This window comes from Paenibacillus sp. GCM10027626 (assembly GCF_042676285.1).
Classification (GTDB): domain Bacteria; phylum Bacillota; class Bacilli; order Paenibacillales; family Paenibacillaceae; genus Paenibacillus_Z.
Genome location: NZ_JBHTHC010000006.1, coordinates 221,694 through 237,494, shown reverse-complemented (window position 1 = coordinate 237,494; position 15,801 = coordinate 221,694). Strand labels below are relative to the sequence as shown.

Annotated in this window: 14 protein-coding genes; 3 read left to right on the top strand and 11 right to left on the bottom strand. The window is 46.7% G+C overall.

What is annotated here, in order from left to right; translation table 11 throughout:
• Positions 1 to 28 precede the first annotated feature (28 nt).
• Positions 29 to 1,495 carry an alpha/beta hydrolase family protein gene (locus ACFQ0N_RS14200; protein WP_379327102.1) on the bottom strand — a complete coding sequence of 489 codons (1,467 nt, stop codon included), beginning with the start codon at positions 1,493 to 1,495 and terminating at the stop codon, positions 29 to 31.
• Positions 1,496 to 1,700: 205 nt separating this feature from the next.
• Between ACFQ0N_RS14200 and ACFQ0N_RS14195 the strand changes: the two genes are divergently transcribed.
• Positions 1,701 to 2,666, top strand: a complete 966-nt coding sequence (locus ACFQ0N_RS14195) for a MerR family transcriptional regulator (RefSeq protein WP_379327100.1) — start codon at positions 1,701 to 1,703, stop codon at positions 2,664 to 2,666.
• Positions 2,667 to 2,692: 26 nt separating this feature from the next.
• Here ACFQ0N_RS14195 and ACFQ0N_RS14190 read toward each other — a convergent pair whose 3' ends face one another.
• Entirely contained in the window at positions 2,693 to 4,129 is a 1,437-nt protein-coding gene (locus ACFQ0N_RS14190; protein ID WP_379327098.1) for an alpha/beta hydrolase family protein, read from the bottom strand.
• 250 nt (positions 4,130 to 4,379) lie between these two features.
• Here ACFQ0N_RS14190 and ACFQ0N_RS14185 point away from each other — a divergent pair, with 250 nt between their 5' ends.
• On the top strand, positions 4,380 to 4,685 hold the full coding sequence (locus tag ACFQ0N_RS14185) for a putative quinol monooxygenase (RefSeq protein WP_379327096.1): 306 nt from the start codon (positions 4,380 to 4,382) through the stop codon (positions 4,683 to 4,685).
• 11 nt (positions 4,686 to 4,696) lie between these two features.
• On the opposite strand, the gene ACFQ0N_RS14180 is transcribed toward ACFQ0N_RS14185, so the two are convergent.
• The gene (locus tag ACFQ0N_RS14180; protein WP_379327094.1) at positions 4,697 to 5,068 is read right to left on the bottom strand and encodes a VOC family protein; all 372 of its coding nucleotides are present in this window, start codon (positions 5,066 to 5,068) and stop codon (positions 4,697 to 4,699) included.
• Positions 5,069 to 5,403: 335 nt separating this feature from the next.
• Positions 5,404 to 6,564 (bottom strand): RNA-guided endonuclease InsQ/TnpB family protein, encoded by a 1,161-nt coding sequence (locus ACFQ0N_RS14175; protein WP_379327092.1) that lies wholly within the window; start codon positions 6,562 to 6,564, stop codon positions 5,404 to 5,406.
• Positions 6,565 to 6,929: 365 nt separating this feature from the next.
• On the opposite strand from ACFQ0N_RS14175, the gene ACFQ0N_RS14170 reads away from it, so the two are divergent.
• The gene (locus ACFQ0N_RS14170) at positions 6,930 to 7,523 is read left to right on the top strand and encodes a stalk domain-containing protein (RefSeq protein ID WP_379327090.1); all 594 of its coding nucleotides are present in this window, start codon (positions 6,930 to 6,932) and stop codon (positions 7,521 to 7,523) included.
• 135 nt (positions 7,524 to 7,658) lie between these two features.
• Here the strand turns inward: ACFQ0N_RS14170 and ACFQ0N_RS14165 are convergent, their stop codons facing one another.
• From ACFQ0N_RS14165 to ACFQ0N_RS14135, 7 genes are all read right to left on the bottom strand, one after another.
• Positions 7,659 to 8,810: an ABC transporter permease gene (locus tag ACFQ0N_RS14165; protein ID WP_379327088.1), complete on the bottom strand. Its 1,152-nt coding sequence runs from the start codon at positions 8,808 to 8,810 to the stop codon at positions 7,659 to 7,661.
• Between the two features lies 1 nt (position 8,811).
• Positions 8,812 to 9,933 carry an ABC transporter permease gene (locus ACFQ0N_RS14160; RefSeq protein WP_379327086.1) on the bottom strand — a complete coding sequence of 374 codons (1,122 nt, stop codon included), beginning with the start codon at positions 9,931 to 9,933 and terminating at the stop codon, positions 8,812 to 8,814.
• 27 nt (positions 9,934 to 9,960) lie between these two features.
• On the bottom strand, positions 9,961 to 10,896 hold the full coding sequence (locus ACFQ0N_RS14155; RefSeq protein ID WP_379327084.1) for an ABC transporter ATP-binding protein: 936 nt from the start codon (positions 10,894 to 10,896) through the stop codon (positions 9,961 to 9,963).
• Positions 10,897 to 11,041: 145 nt separating this feature from the next.
• Positions 11,042 to 12,151 carry a sensor histidine kinase gene (locus tag ACFQ0N_RS14150; protein ID WP_379327082.1) on the bottom strand — a complete coding sequence of 370 codons (1,110 nt, stop codon included), beginning with the start codon at positions 12,149 to 12,151 and terminating at the stop codon, positions 11,042 to 11,044.
• Between the two features lie 22 nt (positions 12,152 to 12,173).
• Positions 12,174 to 12,878 carry a response regulator gene (locus tag ACFQ0N_RS14145; protein ID WP_379327080.1) on the bottom strand — a complete coding sequence of 235 codons (705 nt, stop codon included), beginning with the start codon at positions 12,876 to 12,878 and terminating at the stop codon, positions 12,174 to 12,176.
• A gap of 120 nt (positions 12,879 to 12,998) precedes the next feature.
• Positions 12,999 to 13,484 (bottom strand): NUDIX hydrolase, encoded by a 486-nt coding sequence (locus ACFQ0N_RS14140; protein WP_379327077.1) that lies wholly within the window; start codon positions 13,482 to 13,484, stop codon positions 12,999 to 13,001.
• Between the two features lie 479 nt (positions 13,485 to 13,963).
• Positions 13,964 to 15,319 carry an FAD-dependent oxidoreductase gene (locus tag ACFQ0N_RS14135; RefSeq protein ID WP_379327075.1) on the bottom strand — a complete coding sequence of 452 codons (1,356 nt, stop codon included), beginning with the start codon at positions 15,317 to 15,319 and terminating at the stop codon, positions 13,964 to 13,966.
• Positions 15,320 to 15,801: the final 482 nt, after the last annotated feature.

Sequence of the window (15,801 nt, the reverse complement as noted above, 5' to 3'; positions counted from 1 at the left end):
GGCAAAACGCCCTCGGGCCTATTCGTGATCAGCCTTTCTGCAACGTAAAATCCGAGTGGTCGCCAATGTTTTGTTCCAAAAGTTCAAATGGCTGCTGCTTCAAGTAATGATTGAAGAAATCAAGCGAGTAATCGTTAATAAGCCGGTGAACCTTTTTCACATCGACGCCTTCCATGCGCTCATACAGCGGTGACAGCAAATACGTATCAGAGAAGCCCATATGCTTCATATTGTTGATTTTCATCCAGTAGTTGCCGCCTGCAGCTACATGCTCATACCGGACAAATGTGTCGGCAAAAAACTTGTCCAACTCTTTCCTTGTCGTACCTTGAGCAGCGATATTCGCATCGCTCATATTTTTTGTACCGGCTAGTGTGTCATCTGCGCTCATCATCAAAAATGGCTTTTTCAGTCCGTCTGCCGGTATCCGCAGCTTGCCGTACAGTCCGCCGTCCATATTGATCGCCGCTTTAATTCTGGAATCGGTCATCACCATTTGGGTCGTTGTCGCTCCGCCGAAGGAATGGCCGAACATACCGATACGGTCCAGATCCATCCGGCCTGTAAAACGATGGTCCGGGTCATTGCTTGCCAGTTTCTCCACCTGATCCAGCACGAATTTGGCGTCTGCCACCCATCCTTCATTTAACTGATCCAAGTAGTCGATCGTATTGCTTTCTTGCGGGACAAAATGCACAACCCGTCCGTCGGGAAAAATGGAGGTCGTACTGTTGTAAGTGTGATCGATACCTACGACAATATAGCCATTGCTAACCAAATGTTCAATTTGGAACGTATTTTGGTTCTTCACACCATTCAAGGAATGGGAAAAAATCAGAACTGGATACTTCTGCTCCTTATTGGACAAGGTGACATTCTCAAGCGCGTTTGTTTTGACAAAACCAATGCTTGTAAACAGCAGCTTCGGCCTATGCAGCGCCATGCTGTATCCTTCTGCAAAAATATCCGCGTTGGACACATATGGATCCAGTTTGCCTTTAGCTCCTGGATCTGCCGGATACCAAATCTGGATCATTAATTCGCGCTTGTCGCCGGTTCCGGGCGCATATGTTTCTTCCCGATTTTCGTCTTTCCAATTATAAGTTACAGTTCCTACTTTATATGGACCTGTCGGTTTATCGAAAGCGAATACCGGAAGTGCGAGCGGCAGAGCCACAGCTGCGAAGGAATATATTGCCGCGAGCGCTGTAATTAGAATGAGCTGTACTCGCGATACTTTCCGGGGCTGGGGCTGGGGCGCTTCCTCCGGTTTGGAAACATATCTGACAGCGAAAATAACGAGCGGGACTAATGTCATCGCATAGGCCGGAATCATTTGCCAACGCATCCCTTCGATTATCCACTGCAACAACACGAATACGGCAGAAACGCCGAATCCAATGAGCAATCCCCGCTGCGGCTTGTGCTTGGCAAATATTAACCAACCGAGCAGCAGAATATTCAAGACGACAGACAACATTTCAAAAGATCTCATAACAATTGAACCTCCCTATTTACAGCTTGTGTGTGCTGTAGGTTGATTCAAACGATACAATCTCCTGTAAGGGGACATTCAAGCCTTAATTATAAATTCGTTAACTGTTCGTCCGCAGATTGAGCAGTTGGCACGCTTACGTAGTATAATCGTATTGAATCTCCAGTTACTGGAGATCGTAAAATAACGTACCGGAGGTGAAGATTTGTATTCGATTGGGGAAGTAGCCAAAATGATTGGATCTAAGGTCAGAACCGTCCGTTACTACGATGAAATCGGATTAGTAAAACCCTCTAGCTACACAGAAGGGGGACATCGATTATATACGACAGAAGATATATGGCGTTTAGAGCTGACTACCACCTTGCGCTATCTGGATTTTGGCATTGACGAAATAAGCCAGCTAATTTCTGGAGAATTACCGGTTGAAAAAGCACTCGACTGGCAGATCGAATCGCTTACGACGCAGGTTAGCGCCCTTACGAATATGATTTCGATTTTACGTCAAGCGAAGCAGCACCAAGGGGATTCATTGCGCTATGTATACGATCTCGTTCATGAAAAAGCATTAAACATCGAAAAACGTAAACAGTTCATTTCTGAGAAAGTGGAGATCTTTAATATTTTTGACGGGATTCCTTCAGAATGGAGAGGCCCGATGTTATATTTTTTCAATAAATATATTGTCAATCAAGCAAAAATAACGGCTAAACAAACAGCCGCTTGGAATGAGCTGCAGGAACTCATGAACGATCCCCAATTTATGAGGGATCTGAAAAATATTGAGTTTTTCTTCTTTCATACGAATCATCAGCCCCGATATAATGCGCTCACATGGGTTAGAAGGCTTGAGGATATTCATGATCGATTGAATCAAGCCTTGGAGAAAAAACGGGCTGCCGACAGTCCTTATGTGCAGGCCATTGTCGAGGAGATGATTATGCTGTATGCCAATTCGGAGCAAGCGGTCGATAAAGAGGCTTTTATCCGCTCCTTTGCCGAATATGCTCAGAAAACGAGAACGCCGCTGCTTGAACGCTGCAATACGTTATGTTCCATTCTAAGTCCACAATTCAACCTGCTTTCGAAAGGAAACCTGGTGCTTTTTCAAAGCTTGCAGCGTAAGCTGGAACAAATGTCAAACCAATCATGTGAGCAGCCCAAAGGCTAAGGCCCCCGGGCTGTTCGCATGTGCAATCAGTCTTTTTGCAGCGTAAACGCCGGATGTTCACCAATATTTTGCTCCAATAGCTTAAATGGCTGCTGCTTTAAATAATGATCGAAGAAATCCTGCGAGTATTCGTTAATAAGGCGGTGAGCCTTTCGTATCTCGACTCCTTCCATCTTTTCATAAAGCGGTGAAAACAGATATAAATCGGAGAAGCCCATATGTTTCATATGGTTAATTTTCATCCAATAATTCCCGCCCACGGCAACATGCTTGTACCGCGGCAGCGTTTCCTCCATAAATTTGGCAAACTCCTTATCATCCGTGCTTTTTACATCTCTTATTGAGTCATCGGCGCTCATCATCATAAATGGCTTCTTCAGCCCTTCTTCCGGAACCCGCAGCTTGCCATATAAAACACCATCCATATTGATAGCTGCTTTGATTCTGGAATCGGTCATTAGCATCTGCGTACTAGTCGCCCCGCCAAAGGAATGGCCAAACATCCCCACATTATTCATATCCATTCGGCCTGTAAAACGGTGATCCGGATCATTCCCCGCCAGCTTCTCCACTTGATCCAGCACAAACTTGGCGTCTGCCACCCATCCATCATTAGCTTTATCCAAATAGGCGATGGAGCCAGTATCTTGGGGCACGTAATTGGCCACACGGCCATCAGAAAACACGGATGCTGTGCTGCTGTAAGTGTGATCGATGCCTACCACAATATATCCATGACTGACTAATTGTTCGATCTGAAAAGTGTTCTGATTTTTATGCCCGCTAAAGCCATGCGAGAAAATAAGAACCGGATAGGATGGCTCTTGATTGGAAATCTCCGCGTTCTCAATGGCATGCGTTTTGACATAACCGAAAGTCGTAAACAACAGCTTCGGCAAATTCAGCACCTTACTATACCCTTCCGCAAAAACATCCGGGTTGGAAAGATATGATACTGGCTTCCCTTTAGCTTTAGCATCGGCAGGATACCAAATCTGTACCATTAGCTCGCGCTTATCGCCAGGCTTTGGCGTAAGCGTTTCTTCCCGCCGCTCGTCCTTCCAATCGTAGGTGACAGTGCCGATTTTGTACGGTCCAGTCGGCTTCTCAAAGGTGAAGATCGGAAGGATGAGCGGCAGCGCCACGGCCACGGTTGAATAGATTACCGCTAGCGCTGTCACCGCTATAAGTTTTGCCCGGGATGATTTTTTCGCCGTTCGCTCCTCAGACTTCTCCGGCTTGGACACCAATCTGACGGCGAAGATCACGAGTGGAACTGCCGTCATTGCATAAGCCGGAATCATCTGCCAGCGCATGCCTTCGATCAATGCGTGCAACAGCATAATTATAGCGGAAATGCCCATACTAGTAAGCAAGCTGCGCTGCGGCTTGTTCTTGGCGAAGATGATCCAGCCAATCATCAAAATATTGAAGATGACAAACAACATTTCAAAAAATCTCATAACAATCGAGCCTCCTCTTGTACAGTTAAGCTGGTAAGCTTCTTGCTAATTACAACGATACAATCTCCAGTAGGTGAAGATTCAAGCGTTAAAATTTATGTCGCGGGCATAGGAACAAAAAAAGGACTGAGTGTCTGCCCTTCCTTAGGCAGATTACCACAGTCCAATGTCACATTTTTACTTTATGATAATTTCGGAAATGAATATAATACAGCTTATCAAACCACTCCATAATAGATGAGGTGACCATATGAGCAGATTAGGAATGTACGTTAAGTTTACGGCAAAAGCCGGTCAGCGGGATGCTCTGGCAAGTATCCTGTTGGAAGCCGCGGCGTCCGCACAGTCGGTGAAAGAATGTGAGTTATATATCGTCAACATCTCGGATATTGAGCCAGATACCATATGGGTAACAGAAGTATGGTCAAATGCAACAGCACATGAGGCATCGCTAACAGATGAAGAAACAAAAGCCTCTATCCAACGCGCTATACCGCTAATTGCTGAAGTGGAGGCAACGAAAATAAGACCTGTTGGCGGCAAAGGTCTCTCATGACCAGTGGTCTATCACTGGTTAAACTGCAGCACGCCCCATAAATTCCCCTCGGGGTCATAAAATTTCAGCACCCAGGCGAAGCCATCGTTCTGGTACAGTTGAATCCGGGTATTGAGCTTGCTCAATCTTTCATGAAGCTCATGAATCTTAGTAGTGCGGTATAACAAGACCGGAAAATCTGTTCCATTTACCGTATAATGCGCATATGTCGCTTCGTCGTCAGTTTGCCATAGCATGAGCACCGGCCCTTCCGGCAGGGTAAGGAAAGCGATGCGATCACCGTCGCGGCTGCTCAGTTGAAATCCTAGCTGCTCGGTGTACCACTGGATGGCCCGATCCATCTGACGTACCGGGATTTGCATGTGTTCGAGTGATGTAAGCAAGATTCTCACCTCTTATCAGCGTTTTTGGATTCCAGATCCTTTCTTTTGACATCCTCCCCCGCCTACACTTTGCTTAGAGGCGGGGGATTCCCCTTATTCGCCTCATTTGCGTGAAGCAGGTTCAGTTACCGTTACCTTAGGAATTTGTTTCATGATCACAGAATAGGCTCGTACGCTCGCTTCTGTACCCGAACAAACTCCGGGGTTCAGTTCCGTCCATGTTGAACGTCTTTGGTGTGACGGATAGAACTTCTCGGTTAGGTATTCAGCACAGTCAGGTGCCTTATGCAAGGTATCTAGCCCTGCACAACGGCTTTTTACGCCGTCGTTTTGTCTTATATGACAAGAGATGGTCTGCGGGATACGACGAAGGCGGCATTGACGTCCGCATTATCGTGATAGCTGCAAGAGCATTGGAATTGATCTTTCCTGCGATGGTTCTTCCGAATGATTCCGCATTGACTGCATTCCTGAGAGGTTTTATAGGGATTCACCTTTTCCACGTTTAGCTCAGCTAATGCGGCTTTATAGGTGATCTTTTGTTCCAAATCATAGAACGCCCAGGCATGAATATTGCGATCTGCACGCTTCCAATATTTCTTCATCGAACGGATGCGGCTCAGGTCTTCCAGTTTGATGATGGACGCCCCGCTCGCACTCGCAAATTGCACGATACTTTTGGCCATGACATGGTTCCAATATTGCATCATGCGCCGTTCTTTATGTGCGAGTCGTTTGAGCGCTTTCATATTTTTCGCTTGCTGGATTTCCCTTCGCAAACGGGCATACCGCCTCCGGATATGGCCAATACGTTTCCCGTTAAAGGTCAGGTAGTTCCCCGTATCGGCATCGGCGGCAACCGCAATGAGGCGTAATCCGCGATCAACGCCAATCGTTTTGTTCGTTTTCGGCGATTCCTGAAGTTGAAAAGAAAGGGTGAAAGCAAAATACCACTTTCCCTTCCGCTCAAAAAGCTGCGCATTCCCTTTTTTCGGTTTCGAGATTCCTTTGTAAGAAGGTTTATAGTGTTTGCTGTTTGGATCCATTTCCCCAGTCAGAAGATAGTTCACCCAAAACAAAGCATAATCGTTGACGCTGGCAGGCACATATTTATCGATGGTTAAATGCCCTTCGATGGTGGGGATGCCAATTTTCAGGTGTCCTTGATCGAAACGGAGCCGCCAGTTCTGATTGTCAAACAGAATCGAGATATTCGCTCGAAAGGAAGGAAAACCTTTGGTGTTGGCATGCTTTCGCCAATCTTGATACCTGCTGACCGCCAGTTTTCTTGCTTCTTGAAGCAGTGTTGATGGTAAAGGTATGGAACGAAGCAGGCGATCTAGCTCTGTTGCCTTACGTACTGGGACTTCCTGTAGGTACAGAAGGGCTTGGTTGCTAGCTTGTGAAAAGTGGGATCGCATGGTTTTATACATGTCTTGTTTCACCAATGTGGGCCGATACAAAGGAAGTTTGATCGTAATCGTATTCAGACTCATTTCCAATCCCCCCATATCTACCATTATACCAGAACGTCAGTTCGGTTTCAAATGGGAAAGAAATTGCTTTAAAATCATGTCGGACGATTAAGATGGTACAGTTACCACCTTGTCCGAAGACGATTCATCTCCTACCTAAGCTTCCGCTTTGAGGAAGGAGTCTTCTCGTCTGTATTTGATAAATAGCTGATTTCTGCAAGCAAGTCAATCATCCCCAATCAAACCGCTCTTTTCAAGTCCATCACCTCCCCTTTCAGCATCACATGCTTGACTGAAAAGAATAATTCTTTTACAGCGAAACCTTTTCCTTACATTTGGGTATATACAGGCAGTTGGTACAAAAATCCATTGGAAGGGTGGGGACTATGAGAGTGAAGAAAGTCATGTTGATGGCCTCATTATTGTTTGTTTTAGGAACATCCATCGTATTTGCAAGCTCCGTTTCAAACAAAATATTATTGTACATTAGCGGAGAAAAGAATCAAATAACTGGATATACGATAGATGGAGAGACCTACATACCAGTTAAAGAGTTAGGGAGTTTAGTAAATGGAATTGTGAATTGGGATGAAACCAATAAAAAAATCGAAATAGTCAAACCAAATATACACATGATTTTATTTCAGGATCCAAAAGGCGGAGAAAACTTTGCAGTTGGAAAGGTACAACAAGGGGGAGAGTTTCCATTAAATCTACTGGTCCAAGTTGATAACTTAGTCAAAAAGATTCATTCATTAAACATTGAATTGGAGGATCCAAAAGGAAACACCAAAAAGTTGAATGAGTATGTATTATCAAACAGTGATCTAAAAATTGTTGATAACGGAAGTTTCGTATATGCTTTGGCGTTTAAGCAGAAATTTATTCATTCCGGAATATACACAATAAAATTCTATATTAAACCTTCAAAAGAAGGTGAGTATCAATTATTATCACAGAAAACTATAGTATCACAATGAAGCCTGCAAAGGTGAATACCGTTTACGGTTGTACGCGTCCAAGATCCTCTCCCCGCTCCCTCAGTCAGCACATTAATGGCAGTAAAGGCACGAAACAGCCCCCATTCACTTATCGAGATGGGGGCTGGCCAATCATCAGACAAAGTTTCTCGTATCGTTATTTCGTCCGAACTTGTAGGTCGCAATCAGAAAGAAAACAGCGGCAAAGACAAGCAAGATCATAATGTTGAACCCGACACTGCTTAAACCTTCACCGGCTTGCAGCTTGCTGAACGACTGAAGCACCCAGTTTTGCGGCAGGAAGCTGGAAACATGTCTGAGCGTCTGAGGCATAATGCTGATCGGGAAGAAGCAGCCGGAGAGGAGACATGTCGGGATGACAATCAGATTTTGCAGTGCTCCCGCGCTGGCCGAGCTTTTGGCAAAAGCCACGATTACGAGCGATACGCTGACGGATACGAGTGCGAACAGCCCCAGCAACCCGAACATCGCATTCAGCGGAATTCCCGTAGTAATATTGAACACAAACCGCATGCACAATAAAGCGACCGAAATCTGTATCATCATAATGACGAGATTGACGATAATGTTGGACAGCACATACGTCCTTGCACTAATAGGCGAGGATAAAATGCGCAAGTATGTCCGGTTCTCGCGATTCTTTAGAATTAACTCCGACAAGTTCACTGCCGACATCATCATAAACATAAGCAAAAAGCCGATCGATTGATAGGACATTTCTTTCGTCGTCGCTGTGTCATTGACAGACTGCACGGCCAATTTAAAGTCCGATCCGCGATAACGGTCATACAGCTCTTGAAACTTCGTGTCATCGGCTCCGGCAATTTTGCCGATCGCGCTGACATTGTCGATATATCCGCGCAGCATCGATTTCATATACATCGTCACCTGCGCTCCCTTTACCGATTCAATGCCGATATGGTCCGGATGACCGCTCTGTACACTTTGTGAAAATCCGGCATCAAGGATCAGGCCGCTGTCGAGCCTGTTCGCGGCAAGCTGCTCTTTCAATTCGCTTTTTGAAACATCAACAAGCTCAATATTGTCCAAGTTTTGCAGGAAGCGAATCGTATCTGCCGCAATGAACTGCTCCCCATCGCTATTCACAACCCCAACATGCAGGATGGCTGAGCCTTGCGAGCCATAGAGCAGCGCAGAGACCAGTATGCCGGCAATCGGGAGCCCGATGTACAAAATCAAATTCTTACGCTTGCGCAATGTAACAAGCAGCGTTGTTTTCACTAGAAACCAGATGTCTTTTCCCATTCTATAGTCCCTCCCTGCGATGCATAAAAATAGCCGATGCCAGAAGGAACAACGCGGCAAATCCAAGATTTTTCCCAATGACATGCCACGCTGCCGATAATTCATTGCCGTATATAATCTCCGTTAAAGCCCGGTTTGCCCACCTGATCGGCGACAGCTGAACAAGAAAGCCCATCATACCTTGCCCCGCATCCTCGCCTATTGGAAAATAAGCGCCTCCGAAGAAGGAACACAGCTGGACAATCAAGTTGATCACCCCGGTTGACGCCGCTCCCTTCAGCACATAGCCGACCGCCAATCCAAAGCTGACGGAAATCATGACCAGCGAGAACAGAACAGCCAGCACCACTCCCGTATGCTCTCCCCAATACGCCTTAAACACATACTTACTGAATACCATGACAATTATGACGCACAACAGGTTTAATACAATGCTTCCCAGCACCTTGCCGATAAAAATGTCACTTTTGCGTACCGGGGCAGCCACGAATCTTACCGCTGTGCCGCGGACGATTTCACTGCGGATCAGGCGGCCTGCCGACATTGCTCCCCAAAGGCCGACCATAACGGTGATGACCACAGCGTAATAATCGAACGACCCGGGCATCCGGTCAGCATTTATCGCGGTCTCCTTGATGTAATCCCCGGAACTGTCCGCAAACACAAGCATCGTTTTGGCCGGTTCAATCTGGGCCACCGCCGCCGCCGCATTATATTTATCCGTAAACGAGGCCAGCATCCCCTGCACAATATTGCTCTCAATCACGTTTCTGCTGCTTCCATAGAGGGAAATGCCGCTATCCTTTATCTCTACATAGTCTACATACCGGTTCTGCTCTACTTCTTCCCGCCCATCCGTCCCGGGCTGCAGAGCTTCAAACTTTACGCCCGACTTGCCCATTTCAGCGGCAAATGCAGAGAATGCTTGAGACAGCTGCCCACTGCTCGTATCCTTCATAAGCACTTTAATCTCACCTAGGCTCAAATTGTCGCTGAATGCATTTGTCAGCGCCAGCCCCAGAATAAGCATCAGCACAATAGGAAAGGCCATCAAGAACAGTACCGTGCGCCGATCGCGAAAATCCGACTTTAATTCCTTTAGCGCAATCGCTAGAATATTCACCCCGTTAACCTTCTTCCCCAGAAATATTTAATCCCGCAAATTACGGCCGGTAAGCGTCAAAAACACCGTTTCAAGATTAGGTTCCTGCTCCTCAATCGCCCGGATTTCCTTGCCGTCATCCATTAACTTTTTCAATATTCGGTTCAAATTGTCGACAGCTACGTCGCTCTGGATGCGGATCACGTTCTCATCCTGCTGCACCGCACGAACGCCCGGAATGGATTTCAATTGTTCCCCTTCCTTTCCTGCCGCTGTTTTCATTTCGATCCGGAGATCCTTCACGTCCGTAATGGTTGCTTTCAGCTGCTCCTTCGTCCCTTCGGCGATGATTTTGCCATGATCAACAATGGCGACACGCGAGCAAATCTCCTCTACCTCTTCCATATAGTGGCTTGTATAAATAATCGTGCACCCTGCTTCGTTGAGCTTTCGTACAGAGGTCAAAATATAATTGCGGGACTGCGGATCGATGCCCACCGTCGGCTCATCCATAATGATCAATTTCGGTTTATGGGCAATGGCGCAAGCGATGTTGAGCCGGCGCTTCATCCCCCCTGAGAAGTTTTTCGGGAAGTTCTTCGCCCTGTCGCTTAATCCGACAAATTCCAGCGCCTCGTTTGCCCGTTCCTTCAGCTCGGCTCCCCGCAATCCGTATAGTCCGGCGAAAAAACTGACATTTTCCATCGCTGTCATATCCTCATAAATCGCCAGGTCCTGCGGGACGATGCCCAGATTGAGCTTGGCAAACCGGCTTTGCTTCGTTATGTCCTTGTCAAGAATCCGGATCACGCCGCTCGTCGGGCGCAGCAGCGACGAAACCATATTAATCGTCGTGCTTTTGCCGGCGCCGTTGGCCCCCAGAAATCCGAAAATTTCTCCTTCCCGGATCGTCAATGACATGTTGTCGACTGCGACGAAATCGCCAAATTTCTTCGTAAGCCCCTGGATATCCAATATGTTCACTTCTGCTCACTCCATCTCGTCATCCTTTGATAATCCCATTATAAGAAAAAAGGATGCCCTTATATCAGTGTATAAGTTCATCCCTTGCATGTGAGAATATTCATATGTTACATAGAGCGGCCGCGGGCGGACTTGATTAATTTTCTCACTCCGCTTTATAGGGTATAAGCATCGTAACCACGAAGCCTTGGCTGCCATCGGCCACGACCGTCCCATTCACAGAGGCCGCGCGCTCCTCCATCCCGATCAGCCCCAGCCCTTTTACAATTTTGGGCGCACCTTTTCCATTGTCCCGCACCGCCGCCCTGATAAAACGGTTTAACACCTTAATTTCTACATGAACCGTTGAAGCGCCCGAGTACTTGGCGGCATTTGTAAGCGCCTCGGTCACATTCTCATTAATGATTTTCCACTGCAGCGGCGTGATAATTTCCATGTTTCCCTCGTGCATTACAGTCGTCATCAGGCCGGTTTTCCCCCTGAATGACTCGACGGCCGCCTTCAGCCGGTTTAAACCGAGCTGCTCCAAAGGCGGTTTGTTCGTTTTGAGCGTGATGCGAATTTTTTCAATCCCCTCCTTGGAAATGCCGATCGCATTTTGCAGCAGCGTCTCCGCCGTTGCAGGATCGCTGTTCAAGAGACGCTTAGCCGCCTCCATCTGAATAAGCGCGCCTGTCATCTCATGGCCGATGCCGTCATGAATTTCCTGCGCCAGCCGATTGCGCTCTTCAAGCTTGACCATATATTCGGTTGCTTTAATAAAATCCCGGTTTTCATGCAAGCTTTTCGCAAGCCGCTGCAGATCTTTCCGCATTTGCTCCAATTTGTCTTCTTGTCGGTTTACTCTGCTCATATATTTCCGGATCATCACAAAATTAAAAAAGCTGAACACAGTAACGAAGGTATAGAGAACGAGCATAATGTCACGGTACCACAACAGGGGGATCATCAATCCGGGAAGCAAGAAGCGGCTGCTGCGCTCATAAAATGATGCCAGCTCAAAGGCGCTGAACGGGAGCAGCAGCATAATGTAGGGATGGATGTAAAATGCACAGCAGATCAAATAAACAATTATGAGCACGATCATTGCTTGCTTGATGCGGCTGGATTTTACAATATGCAAAATTAGGTTCAGCGCCAAATAGATAAGAAAGAAAAACACCATCCAACGGTCGTACACCGCGGCTGACAAATAGGAGGCGATCAGGACAAAGAGCAGCAGAATCGTTTTATTGCCGACTGTCCACAATTCCATGGTTCGTTCCTTGTCCTTTCGGCTAACGGGTTTTGCCCGTCAGATAGTAAATGGCGATTTGGGTGCGGTGAGCAAGCGCAGTTTTGTTCAAAATAGAAGTAATGTAATTAGCCGTTGTCCCTTCGGAAATGAACAGCTCCTTGGATATTTCCTTGTTGGAGAGCCCTTCCGCTATGCGCGCCATCACTTCCAGCTCCCGTTCTGTGAAAGGGCTGGGGTCAAACGGATATCCGGAAGGGCTTTTTGTTTCCTTCGGATTAAGGCCGCTTGTACTGGCGACTTCTTCTTTCTGCGGCTTCGCCGGCGTCAGCCCGCTCATCGTAGATTTCAGTTTGTCCAGCACGACATCCTGCAGCACATTATTGCCGCTGTGCACACTTTTGATCGCGTCGCGAATCCGCTCGGGTTCGTTGTTTTTAAGCAAATAACCTTTGGCCCCTAAACGGATCGCATCCAATATATATTCATCATCGTCGAATGTCGTAAATATTAGCGGCTTCGTCTTCGTCTCTTCAGACAAAATCTTCGTCGCCTCCACGCCGTTCATATTCGGCATGCGAACATCCAGCAGGGCCACATCAACCTCATGCGCTTTGCAATAATCGACAGCTTCCCGGCCGTCCCCTACTGTAGCCAGCACCTCGAATTCCCCGAATGTATTAAGAATAATCTTCATTCCTTCACGAATGAAAGAATTATCGTCCGCAATCAGCACTTTGATCTTCATGATTGGCCCCCTTTGCTGAACTTATTTTACATGATGAACTAGATTCAGCGAAAGGAAAAATTCGCTCGTGCCTATACTGCGTGCTCAGCCTGAGATAACCTCACTGCCCTTGCCGCCGTCCTAATTCTCATCGTGACACCTCACCTTTGTTTGATAATCAATCAGCTTATTATGGGATAAAGTACATCTATGTTCTAAACAGGCTTCACTATTCAAAACCGCGGGCAGAAAATGTGGGATCATTTCCCCTACACCCAAGTTGCCTTCAGCCAAAATCCAATCGATTGGTTTCCAGTCTAAAATCCCTTCCTCCGTTTTGACAGGAGTCGGAAGGAGTTTATCTTGCGGAAGCTCGACGAGAAAAACATACATGCCGCCCGAGTGCACCTCATCCGCAATCCAAGTCACAACACCTTTATACTTGATGTTTGTAAGTGTCAGTCCCGTTTCCTCGTATGCTTCCCGCGCTACACATTGCAACGGCGTTTCACTGTCCTCTATTTTCCCTCCTACTCCATTCCACAAGCCTTTAGCTGGAGCATACTCACGATTCAATAACAGTACATGATCGTTTTGCTTAATAAAACATAAGGTATATTTGTACATAAAAGCGCCATCTGCCCTTTCTACCTAATTCTGCAGCTTCTATAATTATCATTCGACAATTGCAAGGATTTACCTGTTTGCTTGGCGCGGCAGCAGACGGGACAAGGCAGCCATGCGAACAGCCCATTTGTGCAGTCTTTGTGCACAAAAAGAGGATCTACGATCCGGCAAACTTTCCAAACAGCCTCAGCGCTAACTGCCGCCATCCGCCGAATGGAAAAAGGTGCCCAGATGTTGCAGGTTGTGCAACAAATCTATGGGTAGAAGCGCACATCCGCCGAATTGTTGTACGAAATACAACAATCTGCCTCTCCCAGAGGGCCAAATGAGGATGATTGTTGCAGAACGTACAACATTTCAGGGAATATAGGCGGACTGTCGGTGAAAATGTTGCATTCTGTGCACAATTGTGTTCCCACCACTAAACAAAAGACTCAAAATTGTCCCGTAAGAACAATCTTGAGTCTTTTAAATTGCCTCTACAGCTTCGCCTCATGTTGATCTATTGCGAAGGCTTGCAAACCGGCCTGATTCAACAGATTCCAAGGCTTGTTATAATACGGCTGGAAGAAAAAGTCCACAAATGCGAGCTCATCCATCGTCATGCGATTTTGAATGCAAACCGATAGCGTGTTGATCGCTTGCGTCAAATCGGCCTTCGACAGTACCTGTGCTCCTACAATACGGCCGCTTGCCTCTTGATAAACAACCTTCAGCAGCGCTTTTTCATACGTCGGCATGAACTCCGGACGGTAATTATCGTTGATTGTGACAGATTTCACAATCAAGCCCGCATCAAGTGCCGCTTGCTCGGTCAAGCCTGTCGAAGCAATGTTCAAGTCAAATATTTTAAGGCCCGACGTCCCCTGCGTTCCCATATATTTCACAGTGGGCTCGATTAGATTGCGCGCTACAAGCGTTCCCATTCGGACCGCATTCGTTGCCAAAGGAATATACGCATGCTGTCTTGTCGGATTATAACGAATCGCACAGCTATCGCCTGCTGCGTAGACATCCGGGCAGCTGGTGCGCATATAATCGTCGACGATAATTGCGCCATTGGCAAGCCGATCAACCTGTCCGGCCAGCAGCTCTGTATTCGGGCGGAAGCCAATGCACATGATAACAAGATCAGCCTCATATTCGCCGACTGTTGTAATTACACGGCTGACCCTGCCTTTTTCACCAGTAAAGCCTGTTACACTTTGGTTAAGAGCAAGCCGAATATGACGCTGTTTCATCGCTTCCTCAACAAGATCGGTATATTCACGGTCCAAATATTTATACAACACACGTGGCGTATTATCAATGACAGTCACTTGCTTGCCAAGCTGTTCAAAGGCTTCGACAAGCTCGATGCCGATATAGCCGGCGCCGACAACAACGATCCGCTCTGCCTGCTTAGCTCTTTCGATGATCGCTTGGGCATGCGCGTAGTTTTTGCAAAGCATAATGTTGTCGAGATCAATACCTTCAAGCTTCGGAACAACCGGCCACGATCCGGTCGTGACGACAAGCTTGTCATACGTATCCGTAAAGATCTCATCCTTCATAATATCGCGCACCGTTATCGTTTTAGCCTTCGTATCTACAGACAGTACATTATGAAGCATCCTCGTATGAACACCCAGCTCTGCCAACTGCTCTGGCGAGGAGTAAAAGAGCGATTCCGCTTGCTGGACGACACCCCCGACATGCAAAGCAATTCCGCACGACAGGAAAGAAATATTATCATTCCTTTCATACACGGTAATCTCAGCTTGCGGGTACAGCCTGGCCATTTGAGTAATTGCGGCGGTTCCGGCATGTGTACAGCCAATTACGATAACTTTCATAGATGTCAGCCTCCTCGATATCGTTATTGTGAATTAATTCACAACCAAATCTTCAATGCTGTGATTTATTTCACAATTACTTGTTGGTAATATAATATGACAGATAAAAATAAATTGCAAGCAAAAAGTGAAAAATATCACAATGTCGGCTTGCAAGCTGCAAAGGTCCGTAACAGCCCGCCAGAGCGAGTCGATTAATTGCGGACATCTGTAAGCGCGGGTGAAGCGGACTGTAGATCCGTTATCTCTGAACAAACGTGTCAAATTGACAGGGATGCGGACCGCAGCAGCGCCCTATTCCGCGAAACGAGCAGTGCTAGCACCAATCCCAGAACTTCTTATCCTTTATTTGTCAACAGCAGTTGAGGAATATGCCTTTGCAGAAAATAATAATGCCTTAGTCCAGAAAGCTGAACTAAGGCATTATTTTTTCCGTCCGTGACATCTGTTTTGTTCCCAGTCTACTCACCGGGAGAAAGTCG